Below are 22,836 nucleotides of genomic sequence, written 5' to 3' on the forward strand. Positions count from 1 at the left end.
CTACCACTCCACGCCGTAATGCTTCACTATATCTGCGATCTGCGCGTCATTCAGCCCGACCGGACCCAGGCCGCGAGTCAGAAGGGTCAGCTTCGCCGTCTCTTCCAGCTCCTCCATCGCCCAGACCGCGGCCTCCAGATCGCGTCCGGCGACCACAGGCCCGTGGTTGGCGAGAAGGACGGCGGACCGGCGCCCCGCCAGTCCGCGCACGGCGTCGCCCATAGCGGGATCGCCGGGGCGGAAATAGGGCAGCAATCTGACCCGCCCAAGGCGCATGACAGAATAGGCGGTGAGCGGCGGCAGAACACAATCGGGGTCGGTCTCCGGCAACATCGAAAGCGCGACAGAATGCGTCGAATGAAGATGCACGACCGCGCCGGCGCCCTTTCGCGTCTCGTAGAACGCCTGATGGAGCGGCATCTCCTTGGTTGGCGGGTCGCCGTCGACAAGAGCGCCGCTGGCGTCGAGCCGGCTAAGCCGCGCCGGATCGAGCGCGCCGAAACTCGACCCGGTCGGCGTGACCAGCAGCCCGCCATCTCCGGTGCGCGCGGAGATATTGCCCGACGCGCCCGGCGTCAGCCCGCGCCGATAAAGCGAAGCGGCGAAGCGGCAGATCGCCTCCCGAAGCAGCGCGTCGCTCATGGCGCGCCCGCCGGCGCGGTTCGCGGACCAAGAGCCTCCACCGCCCTGGCGAAGAAATCCGCGCCGCCGAAATTGCCCGATTTGAGCGCAAGTGCCAGATCGCGCCCCTCGGCCTTCAGCGCCGGCACGCCGGGGTCGATTTCCGGCCCGATCCGCAGCGCGCCGAGACCGAGCGCCTCCACCACCGCGCCCGAGGTTTCGCCCCCCGCGGTCACGAGGCGGCGCACGCCGCCGCCGACAAGCCCGACCGCGGCCTCGCCCATCACCCGCTCGATCGCCGCCGCGACTTCCTCGCGCCCGAACCTTTCCTGCGCCGCGTGCACGGTCTCCGGCTCGGCGGACGAATAGACGAGCGGGACGCCTCCCTTCGCCACCAGCGCCCATTCGGCGATGCTCACCCCGGTCATCTCGCCCGCCATGACCTGCTCGGCGCGGATCTCCAGCTTCGGGCCGCGATGCGCGGCGACTTGGCCGCGCGTCGCGGTTGAGCAGGAGCCGGAAAGGATCGCCGCCGGGCCCGCGACCCCACGCCACTGGGCGCCGGCGCCGGAAAGAAGTCCCGCGCGGCGAAAATTCTCCGGCAGGCCCAGCGCCACGCCGGAGCCGCCGGTCACCAGCTTCAACCCCGAAGCCGCCGCGCCGATCGCCATCAGGTCGGCGTCGGAAATCGCGTCGACGACAATCAGCCGCCGCCCCGCCGCGTCCTCCGCCTCCAGCGCCGCGAGGATCGCCGCGGCGCCCCGCGCCACCACCGGCGCCGCGACATGGCCGACGCCGAGTGCGGTTTGCCGCGCCAACCAGCGCCGCAGGTCGCTGTCGGTCATCGGCGTCAACGGATGGTCTCGCATCCCGCTTTCCGAGAGCAACGCGTCACCGACGAAGAGATGCCCCTGATAGACCGAGCGCCCGGCGGCCGGGAACGCCGGACAGACGATCACCGAAGTCGCGTCCAGCGCCGCGGCCATCGCCTCCGCGACCGGACCGATATTGCCCTCCGGCGTCGAATCGAAGGTGGAGCAGTATTTGAAGAAGAATTGCCGGCAGCCCTGCCGCGCCAGCCATTCGAGTGCGTGGAGCGATTGACGCACGGCCGCGTCCTTCGGAAGCGTGCGCGACTTCAACGCCACGACTCCGGCCTCCACATCGGCGCCCGCCGGCCCGTCCGGCGCGCCGGTATACTGTGTCACCCGCATCCCGCCCTTCGCCAGCGTGTTGGCGAGATCGGACGAGCCGGTGAAATCGTCGCCGACGCAGCCCAGCAGCATCAGGAGTCTCCCGGCAGCGTCAGCCCGGCGTTCCGCGCGTAGACCTTTGCGACCGCTGAATCGTCCTCGCCCCCGAGGCCGGACCCCGACGCGGCGACGAACTGCTGCAGTGTCGCCGCCGTCAGCGGCGCCGAAAACTTCGCGCGACTGGCGATGTCGAGCACGATGCCAAGATCCTTCAGCCAGATGTCCACCGCCGAGAGCGGCGTGTAATCGCCCGCGGCGATGTGGGGACCGCGATTCTGCAGCGCCCAGCTCGAGCCGGCGCATTTCGCGATCACCTCCAGAGTCTTTTGCGGCGCGACGCCCTGCGTCATGCCGAATGTCAGCGCCTCGGCCGCCGCCGCGATATGAACGCCGACCAGCATCTGGTTGATCGCCTTCATCGCGCTGCCGGCGCCGGATTCCTCGCCAAGCTCGAAAACCGTCTCCGCCATCGCGTCGAGCGCCGGCCGCGCCGTCCGGAACGCCGCATCGGAACCCGAGGCGAGGATCGACAGCGCGCCAGCCGCAGCCTTGACCGCGCCGCCGGAGATCGGCGCGTCGAGATAATGAAGGCCGAGCGCCCCGGCGCGTTCCGCGAACTCGCGCGCCCGATCCGGCGCCATGGTGACGCAGGAGACCACGACCGCCCCCTTCCGCAGCCGCGCCGCCACGCCTTCCGGGCCGAAAAGCGCTTCTTCAACCTGCGCGGCGTTCACTACGACGATGACAAGTATGTCGATTCCGGCGGCGATTGCATCGAGCGTCCCTTCCGCGCCGCCAGCCGCCCTGAACGCGGCGGTCCTGTCAGCATCCCTGTCGAAACCATGAACCTCCAACCCCGCAGCGAGGCATGATCGCGCCATGCCGCCCCCCATCGCTCCGAGCCCGATAATCGCAATCTTTGTCATTTTCGCTCCACATCTCCCCTTGGCGCTCCACCGTCGAATTAACACCAGTTCTAAGTCGGGGAAAACGCCAGGGATGCACATCGCGCGCCGCTTCGAGGGGCGCGGCGGAAAAAGCGGCACGCGACGCCCCCAACCTGACGCGTCTCTCAAAACGGCCATGAAATCGCCAGCGGCCAGTTCAGGATGAGCCGGGATTGAAACGGCGCCCGCCTTCGCCGGCCGCCGAGCAATTTTCACGTACATGGTCGAGACGCTCGCCGGGAGTTGCGGGCGTCGCGCAATTTCGCGCCCGAATCCTTCGCCGAACCGACAGGAAACGGCCGCCGCAGGCCGCGATCATCTCATGGGCGGACGGATGGCGCCCGCTCAGGCGTTGACGACGTTCGCCGATCCGGCGAATTCGCATAAGCGCCTCACCCCCCCGCGCACCACACTAGGCGCGGGGCGCGCGACGCCGTCCTCAAGCCGCAGAATAGATTCGGGCCAGCGCATGCGCGCCGACGCCGCGCTCGCGCGCATGCGCTGGATTCCGACGCGAGCCTGTCCAGCCTGACCGCGCAGCGGCCAGATCGGCGGGTCAGATCTGGTCGACCAGCGCTTCGCCAAGCGAGCACACCGCCTCGCCAGGCGAGTCCTCGACGTTCAGCACCTTGACGACGCCATCTTCGACCAGCATCGAATACCGCTTCGAGCGCGCGATCAGCCCGGCGGGAGGCGCGCTGAAATCGAGGCCGAGCGCCTTGGTGAAGGCGCTTTCCGGGTCCGCCAGCATCCGTATGCCCGCCGCCGTCGCGCCCGTCGCCTCTCCCCAAGCCTTCATGACGAAGGGGTCGTTGACCGAGACGCAGACGATCTCGTCCACACCCTTGCCGCCAAGCGCCTCCGCCGCTTTCACGAAACTCGGCACATGTGTGTTGTGACAGGTCGGGGTGAAGGCGCCCGGCACCGCGAAAAGCGCGACCTTGCGCCCGCCGGTCAGGTCCGCGACCGCGACCGCTTCCGGGCCCGACGCTCCAAGTTCGACTAGCTTCGCTTCCGGCAGTTTCTCTCCGACGGCGATGGACATGGGCGGCGCTCCTTTTGCGGCTTTGCGGTCGGCGGGACTATAACCGGGGCGCGCCCGTTGTCACGCGCCCTCGCCATTCGCCGCATCACGAATACGCGCGATCGTGATGCGCGACTCGCCATAAGCGCGCCGATCCAGCGCTTCGAGGATCGCGGGCGTTTCGGCCGAGGCCGCCTCCTCCAGCACGATCAGCGCCGCCGGCGCGATCCAGCCTCCTTCCGCCGCCGAGGCGAGCGCGGCGTCGGCCAGACCGGCGCCATAAGGCGGGTCGAGGAAGATCAGGTCGAACGCCTCGCCCCGGAGCGGCCCGAGCCGCGTCGCGTCGCGCCGCCAGATCTTCGTCGATCCAGTCAGGCCGAAGCGTTCGACGTTCTCGCGGATCAGCGCGCGCGCAGGCGCATGATCGTCGACAAAAACCGCCCGCGCCGCCCCCCGGCTCATCGCCTCGACGCCAAGCGCGCCGGAGCCGGCGAAAAGATCGAGCACGCGGCGCCCTTCGGGCGCGGCGTCGTAAGGGCCATGGGCGAGGAGGTTGAAAATGCTTTCGCGAACCCGGTCCGAGGTTGGGCGCAGATGCGCCGCGCCGCCCCAGTCGCGCCCCGGCGCCGCGAGGGCGCGGCCGCGAAACGCCCCGCCCACCACCCTCATGGCGCCGGACTCACGACGCCGCGCCCGGCGCGGGGAGCTTCGAACGCGAAGAGGGCCGCGCGAACGAAACCGGCTTCGGGTTCGCGCATCGCCCTCAGCCGGCTTTCACATCGACGACGACGCGGCCCTTCACGCCGCCCTTCAGGATCGCCGCGCCGAGCTCAGGCAAGTCGGCCAGCTTCGCCTCCTCCACCATCGCGTCGAGCTTTTCGAGCGGCAGATCGGTGGAGAGGCGCCGCCATGCGGCCAGCCGGGCCTCATAAGGCTGCATCACGCTGTCGATGCCGAGGATGTTCACACCGCGCAGGAGAAACGGGACCACAGTCGCCGGTAGCTTGGCGCCGCCGGCGAGCCCGACCGCCGCAACGGAGCCGCCATATTTCATCTGCGTCAGAACCCGCGCCAGCATCGTCCCGCCAACGGCGTCGACGCAGCCCGTCCAGGTTTCCTTGTCCAGCGGCCGGGTCGGCGCATCGGCGAGATCCTCGCGCGGCACGATGCGCGTAGCGCCGAGACCGCGCAGGTAATCCTCCGTTTCTGGCCGGCCCGTCACCGCTGCGACCTCGTAGCCGAGATGCGCGAGGATCGCGACGGCGACCGACCCTACCCCGCCGGCCGCGCCGGTGACCAGAACCGGGCCGTTTCCGGGCCTGAGGCCGTGCGCCTCCAACGCCGTGACCGCCAGCATCGAGGTCAGCCCGGCCGTGCCGATAGCCATGGCCTGCCGCGTCGTCAGCCCGCCGGGCAACGGCACGAGCCAGTCGGCTTTCGCCCGCGCCTTCTGCGCGTAGCCGCCCCAGACGACCTCGCCGACGCGCCATCCGGTCAGCACCACCTTGTCGCCTGGCTTGTAGCGCGCGTCGCTGCTCTCGGCGACGGTTCCCGCATAATCGATGCCCGGCACATGCGGAAAGTTTCGCACGAGTCCGCCCGCCCCGGTCAGGCAGAGCCCATCCTTGTAGTTCAACGTCGAATATTCAACGTCGATCAGCACCTCTCCCTCCGGCAACCGGTCGACGTCCAACGTCGTCAGTTTCTGGCTGATCGCGCCGTCTTCGGCTTTTTCGACAAGAAGGGCGGTGAAGGGCATTCGGGCCTCCCGGCGCTGACTGAAATCCGGGCGGAGCTAACGGGCCGGAGCGGGTTTTGTCAAACCTGGTCGGTGCGACGACACGCGGCTTCGTGAGACGGATCGACGCGGGCCCTGTCGAGCGAGGGAACCGTCGCGGAGTTTGGTTGTTGTACCTATCGGAAAACTGGGAGACCGAGCGTCCGCGGCGCGCTATGGGCGGCGGCGGCGCGGCGACAATATCGAAGGAACGCCAGATGCGAAGCATCCGCCTCAGCAGCGGCATCCTTGTCGTGGCCGCCGCAAGCCTCGTTCCCCTGCATATGGTCGCGGCGGAAGATGCGACGGATGGAAGTGTCTACCTCGGCATCGAGAACGACGTCTTCGCCGGGACCGACAACCACTACACGAGTGGCGTCCACGGCGAATACACCAGCGCGCCCGGCGAGACGCCGCCTCTGCTGACGCCGATCCGGCGCGCCATCGCGCCGCTGCTCGACGATACAGCGGAATGGCGCATGATCCTGGGTGCGGGTCAGGCGATTTTCGTGCCGCCCGACATTCGCATCGCGGCGCCGGCGGCGGACCAGCGTCCCTACGCCGGATGGCTCTACGCCCATGTCGGGCTCGCCGCGGAGCAAGAGAGGCGCCTCGACATCTTTCGGGCCAGGCTCGGCGTCCTCGGTCCATCGTCGCTGGCCGAACTGGTCCAGAAGCGGCTGCACCGCCAGATCGGCTCGCCCCGGCCCGAGGGTTGGGAGACGCAGATCGGGGCGCAGCCGACCGTCGACCTGTACTATCAGCACATCCACCGTTTCGGGGGGCGCTTCGATATCGGCGGCGCGCGGTTCAAAGCCGAGTTTCTGCCGCATGTCCGGATGGAGGCCGGCAATGTCGATACCTATGGCGCGCTCGGGTTCTCGCTCCGGGTCGGCCAGAATTACGCTGAGGATTTTGGCCCCGCCGCCCGAAGGCGCGGCGCGAGCGGCGGCGGCGTCGCCACGCCGGAGAGCGGATTCGGCTGGAGCGTTTTCGCCAGCGTCGAAGGCCGCGCCATCGCCCATGCCGGGCTGATCGAGGGGCCGCTGTTCAGCGAAAGCCGCGAAGCGGAGCCGGAGCGTCTGACCGGCGATGTCGGCGTCGGCCTGTCGCTTTCATATGGGCCGGCCGAACTCAGTTACACACACGTCATCGAGTCGAAGGAATACGCCGCCCAGCGCCGGACCGGCGCGCTCGGCCATCACCAGTTCGGCGCGCTCAACCTCCGCGTAAGCTTCTGACCACCTGGGTCAGGCGCGTTCGATCCGCTCGAAGAAGGCCGAAAGACGCGCGGCCACCGCCGTCGGATCGTCAACCGGGCTGAGATGTCCGGCGCCGGCGATCTCGGCCCTTTCGGCTTCGGGCAGCCGCGTCTGGATCACGTCAAGGATCGCCTTCGCGGACGCCTGCGTTCGCTCACCCTGCATCAGCAGGACCGGCGCTCTGATCGTGGAGAGCGCATCCCCGTCGATCTGCCCTTCGGGCCAACCTGAAACCATGTCGAAATCCTCGACGAGGAATGAGAGCGCGCGCGCCACCGCGTCGCGCGCCGCCTCCGGCATCCGGTCGAACTGCCCTGGTTGGCCCCAGGCTTCCATGAAGGCGCGGGCGCCGTCATGAAAGCGCCCGTCGGCGCAGGCGCGATAGACCGGAGCCATGGCGCGGGCGTTTTCCTCGTCCTCCTCCCCGCCCGGAGCGGAAAGAAGGTGAAAATAGACCGGCTCGATCAGAGTGAGGGACCAGGTGAGATCGGGCCGCTTCACCGCCACCCGCCCCATCACCGCGCCGCCGAGCGAAAGCCCGACGAGATGGGCCGACCCGGACCCGGTCGCCGCAGCCACGCCCTCGACATAGGCGACCGCCTGTAGCTGGAGCGAAAGCGCCCGGTCGCCGCGGTCCGAGACGCCGTGCCCCGGCATGTCGATCGAGACACAGCGCCAGCGTTCCGCCAGCTGCGTCATCACGATTCTCCAGAGCCCCGCGAAGGCGAGCGAACAATGCGCGAGAATCACGCGCGGCGCCGCTTCCGGGCCAGCCTCCAGCACCCCGACGCGATGGCCGTCGACTTCGATGATACGCTGCGTGAACTTCATCCTCAGAACTCGCCGGCGAGATGGGCGTCCAGATAATCGAGCCGGTCCTGACCCCAGAATTTCTGCCCGCTCTCCGCCACGATGTAGAACGGCGCCCCGAATACGCCGCGCTCGATCGCCTCGTCCGTCAAGGGGCCGATTCGCGCGGCGCCGGCCTCTCGATCCAGCGCAACGGGATCGAACCCGGAGGCGCGGAGCGCCGCATCGATGACGGCGGGCGCGGCGATGTCCTGTTCCTCGGCCCAGCACGCGGCGAGAATACGCCGCGCAAGCGCTCCGACATCGCCTCCGCTCGCGCCTGCAATCGCCTCAGCCGCCAGAATCGCGGCGCAAGCCGGCGTCCCGTCAGTTGGCCAGTGCGCAGGATGGAGGGTGAGCGACAGCCCCGCGCGCTTCGCGATTCGCGGCAGTTCCTGCAACCGGTATTCCTGCCGCGCGGGAGGGCGCTGCGCCACCGGAAGCCCGCCGGCCGCCGCGATCGCTCGTCCGAAATCGATCGGTTTGTAGGCGATCGTCGCGCCGTGCTTCGCCGCGATCCGCTCCAATCCGTCGCCGGCGAGATAGGCGAAGGGCGACAGCGGGGTGAAATAATAGTCGATATGCGCCATCGCGCCGTCCCTCTTGATTGTCGTCGGAGTCGCCGCACCTTGCCGCGCATGGCGGACTTTGCAAGCCCGCGTCGGACTGCTAGAGGAACGGCGCGCGCATCAGGGGAGCCGCCGATGAAGCCTGAAATTTCCATCCGCATGATCGCCGGCAACTCCAATCGCAAATTCGCAGAAGCGATGGCGCGAAGGATTTCCGTCTACAGGGGCGAGCCGGTGCGGCTCGCGGATGTCCGGGTCGAACAATTCAACGATGGCGAGATCTTTGTCGAGATCTACGACAATGTCCGGAACGAGGAGGTTTTCGTCATCCAGTCGACGTCGAAACCGGCGAACGACAATCTCATGGAGATCCTGATCCTCACCGATGCGCTCCGCCGCGCCTCGGCCAAGCGCATCACCGCCGTCATGCCCTATTTCGGCTATGCGCGGCAGGACCGTAAGACCGCCGCCCGGACGCCGATCAGCGCGAAGCTGGTCGCCAATCTGCTCACTGAGGCCGGCGTCGACCGGGTCCTGACGATGGACCTTCACGCCGGACAGATTCAGGGGTTCTTCGACACGCCGGTGGATAATCTTTACGCCGCGCCGGTATTCGCGCTGGATGTGAAACATCATTTCAAGGATCTCGACGACGTCATCGTCGTATCCCCCGATGTCGGCGGCGTCGCGCGGGCGCGGGAGTTGGCGAAGCGCATCGGAGTCGGCCTCGCCATCGTCGACAAGCGCCGCGGCGCGCCGGGCGAGGTCGAATCGATGACCGTGATCGGCGACGTCTCCGGGCGGCGCTGCATCATCGTCGACGATATCTGCGACACCGCCGGGACGCTCTGCAAGGCGGGCGACCTTCTGTTGGGCCAGGGCGCGACCGAAGTTCACTCCTACATCACCCACGGCGTGCTTTCCGGCCCTGCGGTGGAGCGGATCACCTCGTCCTCGATGAAGTCGCTCGTCATCACCGACTCGATCCAGGCGACGCCGGATGTGAAGGCGGCGAAGAATATCCGTGTGGTCTCCGTCGCTCCGCTGTTCGCGCAGGCGATGCTGAACGTCGCCGCCGGCAACTCCGTCTCCTCGCTCTTTGACGAGGCGATGCTCGGCCCGATCTACGAAGCGTTCTACAGATTCGACTGAAGGGCCTCCGGCGCGCCGAATTGTTAAGATCGGCGGAACGATCACAGTGATCGAACGTTTCTCCTTCAACCACGCACCGTGTGGCTCATCCCTGCGTGGTCAGTCATACGCAAAAAAGGAGAATCGCGATGAATTCCGATCAGATTGAAGGCAAGTGGGAACAGCTCAAGGGCGGCGTCCAGAAGCAGTGGGGCGAACTCACGAGTGACGATATCGACGTCATTCAAGGCAATCGCAAGCAGCTCGTCGGCAAAATCCAGGAGCGCTACGGCAAGGCGCAAGCCGACGCCGAACGCGAAGTCGATAACTGGCTCGCCAATCAGTAACGTGATTCGAGCGACAGGGGCCGGCCCGCCGGGTCGGCCCCTGCCTTTGACTCGCGCGCCTGGCGCACGACGCCAAGCCACTCGATTCGCCGTTCGCCGCCGGTCGCCGCGATCATAAACTCTGGGCAAGCGTCTCCAGTTGCGACGCGGCGATCCCCCAACCCTCGTGAAACCCCATCTCCTCGTGGCGTTCACGGTCGGCGTCGGACCAGTGCCGAGCGCGGGCGATGTAGCGCGTGCCGCCCGCCTCGTCCATCAGATCGATCGAACCGACCATGAACGGCGCTTCGGACGGTCTCCAGCCGGGTGCGAAAGCGTCGGTGAAGACCAGCCTCTCCTCCGGAACAATTTCGAGATAGACGCCACTCGCCGGCATTTCATTTCCGACCGGTCCCCGCATCACCACAACGCTGCCGCCGCCAACCCGCAAGTCGATTTCAGCGTGCGCGACGACGACGGGCGGCGGGCAGAACCAGCGCTTCAGAAGTTCGGGCTCCGTCCAGCAGCGCCAGATCGCGGCGCGGGGGGCGTCGAGCACCCGGTCGAGCGTGAGCACGCGGCTGTCGCTCTCTTCAGTCATCGGATTTCTCCTTCGTGTCGGTCGAAAACAGCAGTTCCACGTAGCGGCGCAGATGATCGACGCTCTCGACGGCGATCGCCGGCCCGCCCTTCGCCTTGGCGAGGATGAAAGCGCCCTGAATGACGCATTGCGTGTGCAGAGCGAGGCTTCTCGCGCAGAAACCCGTCACCCCGCGCGCCTTCATCGCGGCTTCGATATCGGATTCGAGCGTCCTGGCATGGCCCCAGATCGAACGCTCGCATGCGGCGCGGATCGCGGGGCTGCATACATGGACCTCCTGCGCCATCACGCCGACGAGACAGGTGAACTCCGGCGTCCTTCCCTTCAGCAGTTCGCGACGGAAATCGAGATAACCGAAGACACGGTCCAGCGGATCGGGAAGAGCGTGATAGGGCGCGGCGGCGAAAAGCTCGCCCGTCGTCTCCGACCAATGTCCGGCTGCGGCGACCGCCAGCGCCTCCTTGGACGGGAAGTGATGGAAGAACGCGCCTTTGGTCACTCCCGCGGCCGCACAGAGCTCATCGACGCTGGTCGCGGCGTAGCCTTTGCTCCGAATGACGCGCAGCGCCGCATTCAGAATCTTCTCCCGCGCCGTTCCACGCTTCACCATACGATTCGCCCGCTTTTCGGATTTTACATACCAACCAGTTGGTTTTTTATGAACCCAGAAACCGGAGCCGACAAGGCCAGGCGGCGGCTCAGTCCGGGAGCGTTCCCAGATCGAAATTCGCGCCGCAGACCAGAACGCCGATATGCGCCCCCGGCTCCGGCGTCACAACGCCCGAAATCAGCGCCGCCAGGGCGCATGCCCCGCCCGGCTCCGCCGCCACCGAACAGACCCGCCAGAGCATCGCCTGCGCAGCGCGGATCGCGTCATCCTCGACCAGCACGAGGTCTTCGACATGCACATCAATCAACTCGTGCGTCAATGTCCCGAGCGCCGGCGCGCCAAGACTGTCCTTGGCGAATGAGGTCGGAACCGCCTCCACCGGCGCGCCGACGCGTCTCGCTTCGTGCGCGCAGGCGGCGCCGACCGGCTCGACGCCGATCACCATAGGCCCCGCCGCCATCGCGACCCCGACGCCGGAGATCAGCCCGCCGCCGCCGATCGCCACCAGCACCGCATCCATATCGGGCGCCTGCTCCATCCATTCCAGCCCGACGGTTCCCTGCCCCGCAACCGTCAGCGGCGCGTCGTATGGGTGCACGGCGCGCGCGCCCGTCTCATCCAAGTGGGCGCGATAGGCGTTCATCGTTTCGGCGATGGTGTCCCCGACGACGCGGAGATCAGGCCCATAGGAACGAATTCTGTCGAGCTTCCGCCTCGGAGCATATTCCGGAACGAAGATCGTCGCCTCCAGACCGAGCGCGCCGGCCGCATAGGCGACCGCGGCGCCGTGATTGCCGCCGGACACCGCGACCGCCGGGCGTCGGTCGTCAGGCGGCGTCAACAGGGTCGCGAAGGCGCCGCGCGCCTTGAAACTGCCAGTATGCTGCATGCATTCGAGCTTGAGCGAAATCCGGCCACGCCATTCGATACCGAAATCCGCCGGGTCCACCTCCATAACCGGCGTGCGCCGGACATGCGGGCGGATCGCGGCTTCGGCTTCGAGAATATCGGCGAGTGTGACGCTCATCTGGGGCTCCTTTTCCGCCGGATCATCACGGCCCGCGCCGCGAACGCAAGTGCGCTCCGCGGGTCTTGCCCCGCCCTCGCGGGTTCTCTATACGGCGCAGTTCGATACGAGGCGCGGGTCGGAAATCCGCGCCGGAAATCAGGACCTGAACCGATGAAAAAAGACATTCACCCGGATTACCACTTCATCGACGTCAAGCTGTTGAGCGGCGACGTCGTGAAGATGCGCTCCACCTATGGCGAAGAGAACGCGACTCTCACGCTGGACATCGACCCCTCTGCGCATCCGGCCTGGACCGGCGGCAACCAGCGGCTGATGGACACTGGCGGACGTGTGACCCGGTTTAAGAAGAAATTCGAGGGCTTCGGCTTCTGAGAAAGCCGACGCGGCCGAGCGACGCAGGCTGCTTTTCCCCGAACTAGCCTGTTCTCTTATCCGGAGGGGCCATGGCCCGCGCTCATGTCATCGTACTCGGCAATGAGAAGGGCGGCTCTGGCAAATCAACGACGGCGATGCACCTCTTCGCCGCGCTCGTCCGTCAGGGCAAGCGCGTCGGGGCGATGGATCTCGACCTTCGTCAGCAGAGCTTCTTTCGCTATCTCGATAATCGCGCCGCCTACGCCGCCAAGACAGGCGAGAACCTCGGCGCGCCGGAGCGACGGAACTTCGCCGCTTCTCGCGCCGTCGACCGGCGCGACGCGCGGGTCGAGGACGACGAGAGCTTCGGCCGCGCGCTTGAGGAATTGCAGGCGCTCACGGATTTCATCCTGATCGACTGCCCCGGCGCGCACAGCTATTTCGCTCAGCTGGCGCACGCCAGCGCCGACACGCTGATCACGCCGATGAACGACAGCCTGATCGATTTCGATCTTCTCGCCCATGTCGACCCCGGCACCGAAAAGGTGCTTGGCCCTTCGGTATATTCGGAAATGGTCTGGCGCGCCCGCCAGCTTCGCGCCAAGGCCGGTCTGAAGTCGATCGACTGGATCGTCACCCGTAACCGGATGTCCAATCTTCAGGCCCATAACAAGCGAAAGGTCGGCCGGTTTCTGGAGGAGCTCTCGACCCGGATCGGATTCCGGATCGCGCCGGGGTTCTCCGAACGGGTGATCTTCCGCGAATTGTTTCTCGACGGCCTCACGCTCATGGATGTGAAGGGCGGCGCAATGTCGCTTTCCCATGTTGCGGCGCGTCAGGAAGTGAGAGACCTTCTGAAAACGCTCGCCTTGCCGGGGGTTACCGCTGCAATATGAGGGCCGGCTGCGGCTAGAGGAGGCCAGAGATGCGCGTTGCGATGATCGGAACCGGTTATGTCGGCCTCGTATCCGGCGTCTGCTTCTCGGATTTCGGCCATGAGGTCGTCTGCGTGGATCAGCAGACCGAGAAGATCGACACCCTGAACCGCGGCGAGACGCCGATCTATGAGCCCGGGCTCAAGGCGCTGATGGCGAAGAACGTGGACTCCGGCCGGCTGCGCTTCACGACCGACCTGGAGAACGCGGTCGCGGCCGCCGACGCGGTTTTCATCGCGGTCGGGACGCCGGCGCGACGCGGCGACGGTCACGCCGATCTCAGCTACGTCTACGCGGCGGCGGAAGAAGTGGCGGCGGCGATCGATGGGTTCACCGTCGTGATCACCAAATCGACAGTCCCGGTCGGCGCCAATCGGGAGGTCGCGCGGCGCATCAGGGCGGCGCGGCCGGACGCGCCGGTCGCCATCGTCTCCAACCCTGAATTCCTGCGCGAAGGCGCGGCGATCGAGGATTTCATGCGCCCCGACCGCGTCGTCGTCGGTCTGGAGAGCGACAGGGACGAGCGGGCGCGCACAGTAATGAGCGAGCTTTATCGCCCGCTCAATCTTCGCGAAACGCCGATGGTCTTCACCACGCTGGAGAGCGCCGAGATCACCAAATACGCCGCCAACGCCTTCCTCGCCGCCAAGATCACCTTCATCAACGAGATCGCCGATCTCTGCGAGAAAACCGGCGGCGACGTTCAGGCGGTGGCCAAGGGCATGGGGCTCGACAACCGGATCGGCGGCAAGTTTCTCCACGCCGGGCCGGGCTATGGCGGCTCCTGCTTCCCGAAGGACACGCTGGCGCTTTTCCATACGGCGCAGGAACTGGATTCGCCGCTTCGCATCGTCGAAACGGTGATCGCGGTCAACAACGCGCGCAAGCGCAGGATGGCGGAAAAGGTGATCGCGGCCTGCGACGGCGATGTCGCGGGCAGGCGCATCGCGATTCTCGGCGTTACGTTCAAGCCCGACACCGACGACATGCGCGACGCGCCGGCTCTGGTCATCGCTCCGACGCTGATCGAGGCCGGCGCCCATGTCGTCATCGCCGACCCGGAGGGACGAAAGGAAGGCGAGGCGCTGCTGCCCGGCGCCGCCTGGGCGGTGGACGCCTACGACGCCGCGACCGGCGCGGACGCCGTCGTCATCATCACCGAGTGGAACGAGTTCAGAGGACTCGACCTCCCGCGGCTCCACGCGCTCATGGCCGGAGACGTGATGGTCGACCTGCGGAACATCTACCGGCCCGCCGCCGCGGCCGCCGCGGGCTTCGCCTACAGTTCGGTCGGCCGGCCCGCGGCCGCCCCCTGATCCGACAACGCCGCGGCGCGCGCGCCGTAACGCCTCATCCTCCTGTCGAAGCGGGCGGCGCTCCGGCGCTCCGTGACGCCAGGCGCCTTACCTTGCGGCGTCGGCGACCGGCAGGCAGTCACGCCCGTGCTCGCGCAGCGCGACGCAGGCCGCCAGCGCAGTGGGCCGATCAAACCCGGTCAGACGCGCGCGATAGGCCGGCCGCCCGGAAAGCGTCATCGTGTCGACCTCCCGCCCGGCCCGGTTGAGGCCGCCGATATCGCTCAACGCCGCGGAGGTGAGTTCAGCGATCGCCGTCTCCTCCCGAGAGAAGACGCCGATCTGCACCGCCCAGTCGACCTCCTGCGCTTCGAGCGCGGCGGACTTGCCGTTGGTCGGGCGCGGAATTGGCGCGGCGACCTTCTGCGCCGTTCCGGGTTTGAACAGCGGCGACGGGCTTCGACGAGGGGAGTAGCTGGAGTAGATCTCCGGGCTTTCGGACGCCTGCGCCGCCGGAATGATCGCGTCGCCGGCCTGCGCGATCAGCGCGCGCAACTCGTCGACAACCTCGCCCGGCCGCGGAACCGGCGTCGGGCTTCGCGTCACCGCGGCCATCCGCACCGACGACCTCGCGCCGTGGCGCGCCGCCATCTCCGCGGTGGAGACCACGATCGCCTGTCGCGGCGCCTTGCGGAAGCCGAGATCGAGCAGTTCGGCGATTCGCGCATTCCGGGATTTCGAGCTGCGCCCGCCGAAGACCACGGCGATGATCCGCTCCCCGTTCCTCTCCGCCGAGGACACCAGATTGAAGCCGGCGGCGTTCGTGAAGCCGGTCTTTATGCCGTCCGCCCCGCGATAGCTCCTCAGCAGGCGCCGGTTGGTGTTGTAGACCGTCTTGCCCATCGTGCGGGTCGATATACGGCTGAAGAGATTGTAATATTGCGGGAAATCGTAAAACAGCGCACGGCCCATGAGCGCCATGTCGCGGGCGGTGGAGTACTGCCCCTTGGCCGTCAGACCGGAAGCGTTGCGAAAGCTCGTGTTCATCATGCCCAGCGACTTCGCCTTCGCGGTCATCATGCGCGCGAACTCCGCCTCGCTGCCGCCGAGAACCTCGCCGAGCGCGACCGCCGCGTCATTGGCCGACTTGACCGACGCAGCGCGAATCAGATCCCGGATCGTGACCCGCTGGCCGACCCGCATGCCGATCTTCGAAGCCGGTTGCGCCGCCGCCCTGCGCGAAATCTTGACGCGCTGGTCAAGGCTCAGACGGCCTGATGTCACCGCTTCGAATGTAAGGTAGAGCGTCATCATCTTCGTCAACGACGCCGGTTGAAGTCTTCGGTCCGCGTCATGCTCGTGAAGAATCGCGCCGGAGCGCGCGTCCATCACCAGTGCGGCGTAGGGGGCCGCGGAAGCGGCGCCCGCCGCCGCGCATAGAACCCCCAGCACGATCGCCAACCGGGCGATCCCCGTGCGCAGCATACCCATATTACCCTCGCGCCTGTAGTCTTTTGATTCGCGCCCGGCGAGCTCTTTCGCGGCCCATCCGAACACATGCTCTGACGGGATGCTAACATCGTCGGACAGCCGATGGAAACAAAAAGTCTTTTCCGAAAACCTAACCGCGAAGAAAAGCGGCGGTGCAAAGTTTTTTTGCTGCGCTGCAAGAAAATTATTGACGCAGTGCAACATGCTCGCCATATAGCCTTCCGTAACCAGAACCCAGCCCGGCCGACCCGACCAGGCGCATTCCGAAGGAGACGCGATTATGGCCACCGCCAAAGACGCCGCCGCGAAAGTCGAGACCCTCGCCGCCGATGCGCAGAAAGCTGCGACCGACCAGTTCGAGAAGATCAGCAAATCCCTCGAGGACGTCGCCGCCTTCGGCCAGGACAACATGGACGCGCTGATGAAATCCTCCAGCGTCGCCGTCAAGGCCGCTGAAGAGCTGAACGCCGAGATCATGAGCTTCTCGAAGAAGTCCGTCGAGGAAGCCGTCGCCTCCGCCAAGGAGATGTCCTCGATCAAGACCGTGCCCGAGTTCGTTGAGAAGCAGGCCGCGTTCGCCAAGACCTCGCTGGACGGCTACATGAAGCAGGCCGCGAAGATCAACGAGATGTTCATGGCCGCCGCCAAGGACATGGCCGAGCCGATGAACGCGCGCGCCGCCGCCGCCGCCGACATGGTGAAGTCCTATCGCCTCTGAACGCGCTCCAGCGCGACCAGACGCCGAAGTTCGAAGAGGGGGCCACGGCCCCCTTTTCTTGTCGGGGGTGGTCATTATATCATGGCGTCAATCGCCATGAATGACACGCCGGAACCTCGATGACCGAAGTCCGTAAAATCGACAGGGCCGTTCTCGTCCGCGCCGCGGATGACGACGAGCGCCGGAAATCCGGCCCCGACGATGACGGGGGCGGCGATACGCGCAAGGGCGGCGCCGACACCGCGATCATCGCCAGGCCCAAATCGAAAACGCAGCGTCCCTCGCTCTACAAGGTCATGCTGCTCAACGACGACTACACGCCGATGGAGTTCGTCGTTCATGTCCTGGAGCGCATTTTCGGGCTGACCAACACCCAGGCGGTCGAACTGATGCTGACCGTCCATCGCCGCGGCCTCGCGGTGGTCGGCGTATTCTCCTTCGAAGTGGCGGAGACCAAGGTGACGCAGGTCATGGACTATGCGCGCCGGAACGAGCATCCGCTGCAATGCACGATGGAAAAGGAATAGGCGTACGCCCGTTCCCCGCGAACCTCGGCCGGCCCGTTCACTGTAAAATTACACTTTGCGGCGCCCTTCGTCTTGATCGGGTGCTGACAAGCCCGACATAAAGTGTTGTCATCCGAATGCGGCCGCATGTTGCGACCGCGCTATCGACGAACGGAGCTCACATGCCGTCCTTCACCAAGTCGCTGGAAGAGGCCATCCACCGCGCGCTTGCGCTCGCCAACGCCCGTCGGCATGAACTGGCGACGCTGGAGCATCTCCTGCTCAGCCTTGTGGACGAACCGGAGGCCTCGGGCGTGATGCGCGCCTGCGGCGTCGATGTCGAGGCGCTGCGCGCCGCCCTCACTCGGTTCATCGATGAGGAGTTGGAGACGCTGGTCAGCGAGATCGAGGGATCGGAAGCTGCGCCGACCACGGGTTTTCAACGCGTGATCCAGCGCGCCGCGATCCATGTCCAGTCCTCAGGGCGCTCGGAAGTCACAGGCGCCAACGTGCTGGTCGCGATCTTCGCCGAGCGCGAGAGCCACGCCGCCTTCTTCCTGCAGGAACAGGACATGACCCGCTATGACGCGGTCAACTATATCAGCCACGGTGTCGCCAAGGACCCCGCCTATGGCGAGCCGCGGCAGGTGAGGGGCGCCGAGGACGCCGATGAGGCGGAGACCGAGACGCCCGCCGGCGGCAAGGCGGAGGAGACCGCGCTCTCGAAGTACTGCGTCGATCTCAACGCCAAGTCGCGCCAGGGCAAGGTCGACCCGCTGATCGGCCGCGGCGACGAGGTCGAGCGCTGCATCCAGGTGCTCTGCCGGCGGCGGAAGAACAACCCGCTGCTGGTCGGCGATCCCGGCGTCGGCAAGACCGCCATTGCGGAAGGTCTGGCGAAGAAGATTGTCGAGGGCGAGACGCCAGACGTGCTCGCCGGGGCGACGATCTTTAGCCTCGACATGGGCGCGCTTCTGGCCGGTACGCGCTATCGCGGCGATTTCGAGGAACGGCTGAAGGCCGTGGTGAAGGAGCTGGAGGATCACCCTGACGCGATTCTCTTCATCGACGAGATCCACACCGTGATCGGCGCCGGCGCCACCTCCGGCGGCGCGATGGACGCATCCAACCTCCTGAAGCCCGCGCTTCAGTCGGGGACGCTCCGCTGCATGGGCTCGACCACCTACAAGGAATATCGCCAGCATTTCGAGAAGGACCGCGCGCTTTCCCGCCGGTTCCAGAAGATCGACGTGAACGAGCCGAGCCTCGACGACGCGGTGAAGATAATCCGCGGCCTGAAACCCTATTTCGAGGATCACCACGAGATCCGCTACACCGGCGAGGCCGTGAAGCTGGCGGTCGATCTGGCGCATCGCTACATCAACGACAGGAAGCTCCCCGACAGCGCGATCGACATCATCGACGAGGCCGGCGCGGCTCAGCATCTGCTGGCCGACTCGAAGCGCAAGAAGACCATCGGCGTGAAGGAGATCGAATCGGTCGTGGCGAAGATCGCCCGCATCCCGCCGAAGAGCGTCTCCAAGGACGACGCCGAGCTTCTCAAGGATCTGGAGGGCAAGCTGAAGCGCGTCGTCTTCGGCCAGGATCGGGCGATCGACGCGCTGGCGAGCGCGATCAAGCTCAGCCGCGCCGGACTCCGCGAACCGGAAAAGCCGATCGGCTCCTATCTCTTCGCCGGGCCCACCGGTGTCGGCAAGACCGAGGTCGCGAAACAACTCGCGGATATTCTCGGGGTGGAGCTCCTGCGCTTCGACATGTCCGAATACATGGAGAAACACTCCGTCAGCCGCCTGATCGGCGCGCCCCCGGGCTATGTGGGCTTCGATCAGGGCGGGCTTCTGACCGACGGCGTCGATCAGCACCCGCATGTGGTCCTCCTTCTTGACGAGATCGAGAAGGCGCACCCCGACGTGTTCAACATCCTCCTGCAGGTGATGGATCACGGCAAACTGACGGACCACAACGGAAAATCGGTCGATTTCCGCAATGTCGTGCTGATCATGACCTCCAACGCCGGCGCCGCGGAGCAGGCCGCGACCGCAATCGGCTTCGGCCGCGACCGGCGCGAGGGCGAGGATATCGCCGCCATCGAGAAGGCCTTCAGCCCCGAGTTCCGCAACCGGCTCGACGCGGTGGTCAGCTTCGGCGCCCTCCCGCGCGAGGTGATCCTGCAGGTGGTGGAGAAGTTCGTTCTGCAGCTCGAAGCCCAGCTGATGGATCGCGCCGTCGCCATCGAGCTCTCCCCCGAGGCCGCCGGATGGCTGGCCGACAAGGGATATGACGACCGGATGGGCGCGCGCCCGCTCGCCCGGGTCATTCAGGAGCACATCAAGAAACCGTTGGCCGAGGAACTTCTCTTCGGCAAACTCGCCAAGGGCGGGCTGGTGAAGGTGGAGGTTCGCGATGGCGAACTTGCGCTCGATATCACGCCGCCGGAGGCGAAACGGCTTTCGGGCGACCGGCCGCCGCTCCTGACGGCGGAATAGCGACCTTGGCGGGGCGGGTGAACGCGCGCCCCGCGACGAACGCCTGAGAAACCCGCCCAGATGGATCCAGAAGCCAGCGCCGCCTTTTTCGACGCCCTGCCGCTGCGCGAACGATTCGACGATCTTGCGCGCCCCGGAGCGTATTCGCCGATGCCAGACGACTGGCTGGTCGGGGCCGCGGATATCGAGGGCTCGACCGCGCTGATCCGGAGCGGCGCGTACAAGACTGTGAACACCATCGGCGCGGCGGTGATCTCGGCGCAGATCAACGCGCATGCCGGGCTCGCCTTTCCTTATGTTTTCGGCGGCGACGGCGCGGTCTTCGCCGTTCCGCCACGCGAGGCCGAGACGGCGCGCGCCGCGCTCGGCGCCACGCGCCGCTGGGCGCTGGCGGAGTTCGGCGTCACGCTTCGCGCCGCGGCGGCGACGGTGGCGGAGATCAGGGCCGAAGGCCGCGAAGTGGCCGTCGCGCGCTATCGCGCCTCGCGCGGCGCGGACTACGCGATGTTTTCCGGCGGCGGCGTCTCCTGGCTGGAGGCGGAGATGAAGGCCGGCCGCTTCGAGGCGCCGATAGCGCCCGAGGGCGCGCGCCCCGATCTCACCGGGCTTTCCTGCCGCTGGACGCCGATGGAGGCCCGGTTCGGCAAGATCCTCTCGCTGGTCGTTCTGCCGTCGCCGGATGCGGACCCGAGCGAAGTCGCGGCCACGCTCGGCGAGCTGATCGCGATCGAAGAGGAACTGGAGCGGACCGGGAACCCCATCCCCCAGACAGGCCCGTCCTACCGCTGGCCGCCAGAGGGGCTGGAGCTGGAGGCGAAAGCGAGCCGGGGCGACAAACCGCTCTGGAAACGAAAGGCGCAACTCTGGTTCGAAACACTGCTCGCCCTTTTCTTCTTTCGCACCGGCATGAAGGCGGGTGAATTCGACCCCGGACATTACTGCCGCGTCACCGCCGCGAACGTCGATTTCCGGAAATTCGACGACGGGTTGAAGATGACGATCGACTGCGATCCGGAAACGCGCAAGCGGATCGGGGCGCTGCTGGATCGGGCGGCGGAAAGGGGCCTTCTCCGCTACGGGCTTTTCGAACAGGACGCCGCGATCATGACCTGCATCGTTCCCTCCATCACCGAGGACGACCATGTCCATTTCGTCGATGGCGCAGCGGGCGGCTACACGGCGGCCGCGACGATGATAAAGGCCGGCGGCGCCTGAGCCCGGCTCACCCGCCGCGCGGCGGTCTCTCGGTGAATTTCAACTCGATCCGGCGGTTCCTCGCCCGCGCCTCCGGCGTGTCGCGCGTATCCAGGGGCTGAAACTGGCCATAGCCGAGCGCCGCGAGCCGTTCAGCCGGCACATCCTCGAATTCGGTGAGGAAGCGCACGACCGAAAGCGCCCGCGCCTGGCTCAATTCCCAGTTGTCGCGGAAGCGCCCGCCGCTGATCGGCACATCATCAGTATGGCCTTCGACAACCAGCAACCAGTCGATACCGTCTGGAATCCGGTCGATCACCTCGCGCAGCGCGCCGCCGAGATTGGAAAGCTCGGCCCGGCCTTCGAACCCGAGTTCAGCCGAACCGGTGTCGAACAGAACCTCCGACTGGAAGATGAAGCGATCGCCGACAATGCGGATGTCACGCCGGTCGCCGAGCGCCTTGCGCATCTCGCCGAAGAACTCGGAACGATAGCTCTCCAGGCTTTCGTTCTCCGCCTTGAGTCGTTCGGCCTCGCGGGCCTTGAGCTGCACCTCGCGGGCGAGCGCCGCGTTGAGCCGCGCGCCAAGATTGGCGATTTCGGCCTCGGATTCGCGATCCTTCGCCTCGGACGCGCCAAGCTGCGCCGATAGCTGCCCCAGTTGCGCGCGCAGTTCCGCCGCCTGCTCATTGAGCAGCGCGAGCGCCTTCGCCTGTTCGGAAACCTCCGTTTCGCGCTCCGCAAGGCGTGAGCGCGCGAGCGCCAGCAGCGCCTTTTCGCGCTCCTTCGCCTTCTCTTGCTCGCTCAACTCGGCGTTGAGGTCGTCGCGGGCCGCCTCCAGCTCCCGCTTCGCGGCTTCCGCGGCCGCCAGCAGCGTCAGCGTTTCCTCCGCTTGACGGCGTTTTTCCTCCAACGCCAGCGTCATCGACGTCAGTTCCGCATCCGCGTCGCGCAATTTCCGGCGCAGCGCCTCGGCGGCCGCGAGAGAGGCGAGACGCAGCCGCTCCTCCTCGTTCAGCTCGGCCGTCAGTTCACCGACCCGCGCCAGCGCCGCGTCCCGCGCCTCGGCGTTGGCGGCGGCGTCGTTCGCGGCCGCTTCGCGCGCCGCCTCCAGCTCCGCTATTCGCTCCCGCCCCTCATCGCGCTCGCCCTCAAGCGCGGCGATGAGCGCCAGATTGGCCGCATCCTCGGCTTTCAGCTTCGAGATCGCGGCCTCGCCCTCGGCCTTCTCATCCTTCAACGAAGCGACGAGCGCCTCCAGCGCCTCGCGCTCCGCCGCCGCGCGGCGCGCCGCCTCGGCTTCGGCGTCGATCTCCTCGCGCGCCTTGGCCAGCGCCAGATTCAGCGCCTCCTTCGCGTCGATCTCGGCGTCGCGCGCCGTCTCGAGCGCAGCGACGTTATCCTCCAGCTTCGCGCGCTCCGCCAGCAGCGAGGCGACCTGCGTCTCGAAGCTCGCCACGCGGTTCTGCAGCGCCGCCTTCTCTTCGTTCAATCCGGCGACCACGCCCCCGAGCCGGTCGATCTCTCCCTCGCGGTCGATCAGCGTGGCGCGCGCGACGTTCAGTTCACGGTCGAGATCCTCGCCCCGCGTCACTTCCATCGCCAGCACGTTCGAGAGCGAGGAGAGCTGGGCGTTCAGCTCGCCGATCCTGTCTTCCTGAATCTCGATCAGCGTCTCCTGGCCGGTGAGCTGCATGCGAAGCACGAACTGGACGATCATGAAGATCGACAGCACGAACATCAGCACCAGCAGAAGCGCCGTCATCGCGTCGACGAAACCTGGCCATATCGCGGCGCTGGTCCTCGCCCGGTCGGAAAGCCGGCCGACCGCCATCG

23 protein-coding genes are annotated in these 22,836 nt (G+C 66.8%); 10 read left to right on the forward strand and 13 right to left on the reverse strand.

Translation table 11 applies throughout. From position 1 onward, the window contains the following. The 6 genes from otnC to G5B40_RS08420 all read right to left on the reverse strand — a co-directional run bounded on the left by otnC (position 1) and on the right by G5B40_RS08420 (position 5,604). Positions 1 to 642: a 3-oxo-tetronate 4-phosphate decarboxylase gene (gene otnC, locus G5B40_RS08395; protein ID WP_165097424.1), complete on the reverse strand. Its 642-nt coding sequence runs from the start codon at positions 640 to 642 to the stop codon at positions 1 to 3. Continuing rightward, positions 639 to 1,907 carry a 3-oxo-tetronate kinase gene (otnK, locus tag G5B40_RS08400; protein ID WP_165097426.1) on the reverse strand — a complete coding sequence of 423 codons (1,269 nt, stop codon included), beginning with the start codon at positions 1,905 to 1,907 and terminating at the stop codon, positions 639 to 641. The genes otnC and otnK overlap by 4 nt, the downstream gene beginning before the upstream one ends. After that, positions 1,907 to 2,800: an L-threonate dehydrogenase gene (gene ltnD, locus G5B40_RS08405; protein WP_165097428.1), complete on the reverse strand. Its 894-nt coding sequence runs from the start codon at positions 2,798 to 2,800 to the stop codon at positions 1,907 to 1,909. Before ltnD ends, otnK begins: the two co-directional genes overlap by 1 nt. 577 nt (positions 2,801 to 3,377) lie before the next feature. Then, a complete protein-coding gene (locus G5B40_RS08410) occupies positions 3,378 to 3,866 on the reverse strand; it encodes a peroxiredoxin (RefSeq protein ID WP_165097430.1) in 489 nt (162 codons plus the stop codon). 60 nt (positions 3,867 to 3,926) lie between these two features. Further along, complete coding sequence (gene rsmD / locus G5B40_RS08415; protein WP_165097432.1) at positions 3,927 to 4,514, reverse strand: 16S rRNA (guanine(966)-N(2))-methyltransferase RsmD; 588 nt, start codon at positions 4,512 to 4,514, stop codon at positions 3,927 to 3,929. Between the two features lie 94 nt (positions 4,515 to 4,608). Continuing rightward, positions 4,609 to 5,604 carry an MDR family oxidoreductase gene (locus tag G5B40_RS08420; RefSeq protein ID WP_165097434.1) on the reverse strand — a complete coding sequence of 332 codons (996 nt, stop codon included), beginning with the start codon at positions 5,602 to 5,604 and terminating at the stop codon, positions 4,609 to 4,611. Between the two features lie 236 nt (positions 5,605 to 5,840). Between G5B40_RS08420 and G5B40_RS08425 the strand changes: the two genes are divergently transcribed. Next, the gene (locus G5B40_RS08425) at positions 5,841 to 6,863 is read left to right on the forward strand and encodes a lipid A deacylase LpxR family protein (RefSeq protein ID WP_165097450.1); all 1,023 of its coding nucleotides are present in this window, start codon (positions 5,841 to 5,843) and stop codon (positions 6,861 to 6,863) included. A gap of 9 nt (positions 6,864 to 6,872) precedes the next feature. Here G5B40_RS08425 and G5B40_RS08430 read toward each other — a convergent pair whose 3' ends face one another. After that, a complete protein-coding gene (locus G5B40_RS08430) occupies positions 6,873 to 7,715 on the reverse strand; it encodes an alpha/beta fold hydrolase (RefSeq protein ID WP_165097453.1) in 843 nt (280 codons plus the stop codon). A 2-nt stretch (positions 7,716 to 7,717) separates the two neighbouring features. Further along, positions 7,718 to 8,323, reverse strand: coding sequence for a 2-hydroxychromene-2-carboxylate isomerase (locus G5B40_RS08435; protein ID WP_165097456.1), 606 nt, complete (start codon positions 8,321 to 8,323; stop codon positions 7,718 to 7,720). 114 nt (positions 8,324 to 8,437) lie between these two features. Between G5B40_RS08435 and G5B40_RS08440 the strand changes: the two genes are divergently transcribed. Together G5B40_RS08440 and G5B40_RS08445 are read left to right on the forward strand one after the other, a co-directional pair. Then, complete coding sequence (locus G5B40_RS08440) at positions 8,438 to 9,454, forward strand: ribose-phosphate pyrophosphokinase (protein WP_165097459.1); 1,017 nt, start codon at positions 8,438 to 8,440, stop codon at positions 9,452 to 9,454. Positions 9,455 to 9,582: 128 nt separating this feature from the next. Beyond that, positions 9,583 to 9,780: a CsbD family protein gene (locus G5B40_RS08445; protein WP_165097461.1), complete on the forward strand. Its 198-nt coding sequence runs from the start codon at positions 9,583 to 9,585 to the stop codon at positions 9,778 to 9,780. Positions 9,781 to 9,892: 112 nt separating this feature from the next. Here G5B40_RS08445 and G5B40_RS08450 read toward each other — a convergent pair whose 3' ends face one another. The 3 genes from G5B40_RS08450 to G5B40_RS08460 form a co-directional block, all read right to left on the reverse strand. Next, entirely contained in the window at positions 9,893 to 10,360 is a 468-nt protein-coding gene (locus G5B40_RS08450; RefSeq protein WP_165097463.1) for an SRPBCC family protein, read from the reverse strand. Next, the gene (locus G5B40_RS08455) at positions 10,353 to 10,970 is read right to left on the reverse strand and encodes a TetR/AcrR family transcriptional regulator (protein WP_165097465.1); all 618 of its coding nucleotides are present in this window, start codon (positions 10,968 to 10,970) and stop codon (positions 10,353 to 10,355) included. Before G5B40_RS08455 ends, G5B40_RS08450 begins: the two co-directional genes overlap by 8 nt. Before the next feature lie 88 nt (positions 10,971 to 11,058). After that, complete coding sequence (locus G5B40_RS08460) at positions 11,059 to 11,997, reverse strand: serine/threonine dehydratase (RefSeq protein ID WP_165097467.1); 939 nt, start codon at positions 11,995 to 11,997, stop codon at positions 11,059 to 11,061. Positions 11,998 to 12,150: 153 nt separating this feature from the next. Between G5B40_RS08460 and rpmE the strand changes: the two genes are divergently transcribed. The 3 genes from rpmE to G5B40_RS08475 all read left to right on the forward strand — a co-directional run bounded on the left by rpmE (position 12,151) and on the right by G5B40_RS08475 (position 14,605). After that, positions 12,151 to 12,372, forward strand: a complete 222-nt coding sequence (rpmE, locus tag G5B40_RS08465; protein ID WP_165097469.1) for a 50S ribosomal protein L31 — start codon at positions 12,151 to 12,153, stop codon at positions 12,370 to 12,372. A gap of 71 nt (positions 12,373 to 12,443) precedes the next feature. Then, positions 12,444 to 13,250 (forward strand): division plane positioning ATPase MipZ, encoded by an 807-nt coding sequence (locus tag G5B40_RS08470; RefSeq protein WP_165097471.1) that lies wholly within the window; start codon positions 12,444 to 12,446, stop codon positions 13,248 to 13,250. 29 nt (positions 13,251 to 13,279) lie between these two features. Beyond that, positions 13,280 to 14,605, forward strand: a complete 1,326-nt coding sequence (locus G5B40_RS08475) for a UDP-glucose dehydrogenase family protein (RefSeq protein ID WP_165097473.1) — start codon at positions 13,280 to 13,282, stop codon at positions 14,603 to 14,605. Between the two features lie 87 nt (positions 14,606 to 14,692). On the opposite strand, the gene G5B40_RS08480 is transcribed toward G5B40_RS08475, so the two are convergent. Beyond that, complete coding sequence (locus tag G5B40_RS08480; protein ID WP_165097475.1) at positions 14,693 to 16,075, reverse strand: D-alanyl-D-alanine carboxypeptidase family protein; 1,383 nt, start codon at positions 16,073 to 16,075, stop codon at positions 14,693 to 14,695. Positions 16,076 to 16,355: 280 nt separating this feature from the next. Between G5B40_RS08480 and G5B40_RS08485 the strand changes: the two genes are divergently transcribed. The 4 genes from G5B40_RS08485 to G5B40_RS08500 all read left to right on the forward strand — a co-directional run bounded on the left by G5B40_RS08485 (position 16,356) and on the right by G5B40_RS08500 (position 21,021). Further along, on the forward strand, positions 16,356 to 16,793 hold the full coding sequence (locus G5B40_RS08485) for a phasin family protein (RefSeq protein ID WP_165097477.1): 438 nt from the start codon (positions 16,356 to 16,358) through the stop codon (positions 16,791 to 16,793). Between the two features lie 245 nt (positions 16,794 to 17,038). After that, positions 17,039 to 17,320: an ATP-dependent Clp protease adapter ClpS gene (gene clpS, locus G5B40_RS08490; protein WP_343040888.1), complete on the forward strand. Its 282-nt coding sequence runs from the start codon at positions 17,039 to 17,041 to the stop codon at positions 17,318 to 17,320. Positions 17,321 to 17,481: 161 nt separating this feature from the next. Continuing rightward, entirely contained in the window at positions 17,482 to 19,806 is a 2,325-nt protein-coding gene (clpA, locus tag G5B40_RS08495) for an ATP-dependent Clp protease ATP-binding subunit ClpA (protein ID WP_165097481.1), read from the forward strand. A 60-nt stretch (positions 19,807 to 19,866) separates the two neighbouring features. Beyond that, on the forward strand, positions 19,867 to 21,021 hold the full coding sequence (locus G5B40_RS08500) for a DUF3095 domain-containing protein (RefSeq protein ID WP_165097483.1): 1,155 nt from the start codon (positions 19,867 to 19,869) through the stop codon (positions 21,019 to 21,021). Between the two features lie 7 nt (positions 21,022 to 21,028). Here the strand turns inward: G5B40_RS08500 and G5B40_RS08505 are convergent, their stop codons facing one another. After that, positions 21,029 to 22,834, reverse strand: coding sequence for a peptidoglycan -binding protein (locus tag G5B40_RS08505; protein WP_165097485.1), 1,806 nt, complete (start codon positions 22,832 to 22,834; stop codon positions 21,029 to 21,031). Positions 22,835 to 22,836 lie beyond the last annotated feature (2 nt).

It is taken from the genome of Pikeienuella piscinae (assembly GCF_011044155.1).
Taxonomy (GTDB): Bacteria; Pseudomonadota; Alphaproteobacteria; order Rhodobacterales; family Rhodobacteraceae; genus Pikeienuella; species Pikeienuella piscinae.

Coding starts and splice junctions, on each gene's coding strand:
- G5B40_RS08475 (WP_165097473.1), top strand. CDS start 13,280: ATGCGCGTTGCGATGATCGGAACCGGTTATGTCGGCCTCGTATCCGGC.
- G5B40_RS08450 (WP_165097463.1), bottom strand. CDS start 10,360: ATGACTGAAGAGAGCGACAGCCGCGTGCTCACGCTCGACCGGGTGCTC.
- G5B40_RS08410 (WP_165097430.1), bottom strand. CDS start 3,866: ATGTCCATCGCCGTCGGAGAGAAACTGCCGGAAGCGAAGCTAGTCGAA.
- clpA (WP_165097481.1), top strand. CDS start 17,482: ATGCCGTCCTTCACCAAGTCGCTGGAAGAGGCCATCCACCGCGCGCTT.
- G5B40_RS08425 (WP_165097450.1), top strand. CDS start 5,841: ATGCGAAGCATCCGCCTCAGCAGCGGCATCCTTGTCGTGGCCGCCGCA.
- otnC (WP_165097424.1), bottom strand. CDS start 642: ATGAGCGACGCGCTGCTTCGGGAGGCGATCTGCCGCTTCGCCGCTTCG.
- G5B40_RS08460 (WP_165097467.1), bottom strand. CDS start 11,997: ATGAGCGTCACACTCGCCGATATTCTCGAAGCCGAAGCCGCGATCCGC.
- rpmE (WP_165097469.1), top strand. CDS start 12,151: ATGAAAAAAGACATTCACCCGGATTACCACTTCATCGACGTCAAGCTG.
- G5B40_RS08500 (WP_165097483.1), top strand. CDS start 19,867: ATGGATCCAGAAGCCAGCGCCGCCTTTTTCGACGCCCTGCCGCTGCGC.
- G5B40_RS08445 (WP_165097461.1), top strand. CDS start 9,583: ATGAATTCCGATCAGATTGAAGGCAAGTGGGAACAGCTCAAGGGCGGC.
- G5B40_RS08485 (WP_165097477.1), top strand. CDS start 16,356: ATGGCCACCGCCAAAGACGCCGCCGCGAAAGTCGAGACCCTCGCCGCC.
- G5B40_RS08455 (WP_165097465.1), bottom strand. CDS start 10,970: ATGGTGAAGCGTGGAACGGCGCGGGAGAAGATTCTGAATGCGGCGCTG.
- G5B40_RS08430 (WP_165097453.1), bottom strand. CDS start 7,715: ATGAAGTTCACGCAGCGTATCATCGAAGTCGACGGCCATCGCGTCGGG.
- G5B40_RS08435 (WP_165097456.1), bottom strand. CDS start 8,323: ATGGCGCATATCGACTATTATTTCACCCCGCTGTCGCCCTTCGCCTAT.
- ltnD (WP_165097428.1), bottom strand. CDS start 2,800: ATGACAAAGATTGCGATTATCGGGCTCGGAGCGATGGGGGGCGGCATG.
- G5B40_RS08480 (WP_165097475.1), bottom strand. CDS start 16,075: ATGGGTATGCTGCGCACGGGGATCGCCCGGTTGGCGATCGTGCTGGGG.
- G5B40_RS08505 (WP_165097485.1), bottom strand. CDS start 22,834: ATGGCGGTCGGCCGGCTTTCCGACCGGGCGAGGACCAGCGCCGCGATA.
- G5B40_RS08470 (WP_165097471.1), top strand. CDS start 12,444: ATGGCCCGCGCTCATGTCATCGTACTCGGCAATGAGAAGGGCGGCTCT.
- G5B40_RS08420 (WP_165097434.1), bottom strand. CDS start 5,604: ATGCCCTTCACCGCCCTTCTTGTCGAAAAAGCCGAAGACGGCGCGATC.
- G5B40_RS08440 (WP_165097459.1), top strand. CDS start 8,438: ATGAAGCCTGAAATTTCCATCCGCATGATCGCCGGCAACTCCAATCGC.
- rsmD (WP_165097432.1), bottom strand. CDS start 4,514: ATGAGGGTGGTGGGCGGGGCGTTTCGCGGCCGCGCCCTCGCGGCGCCG.
- otnK (WP_165097426.1), bottom strand. CDS start 1,907: ATGCTGCTGGGCTGCGTCGGCGACGATTTCACCGGCTCGTCCGATCTC.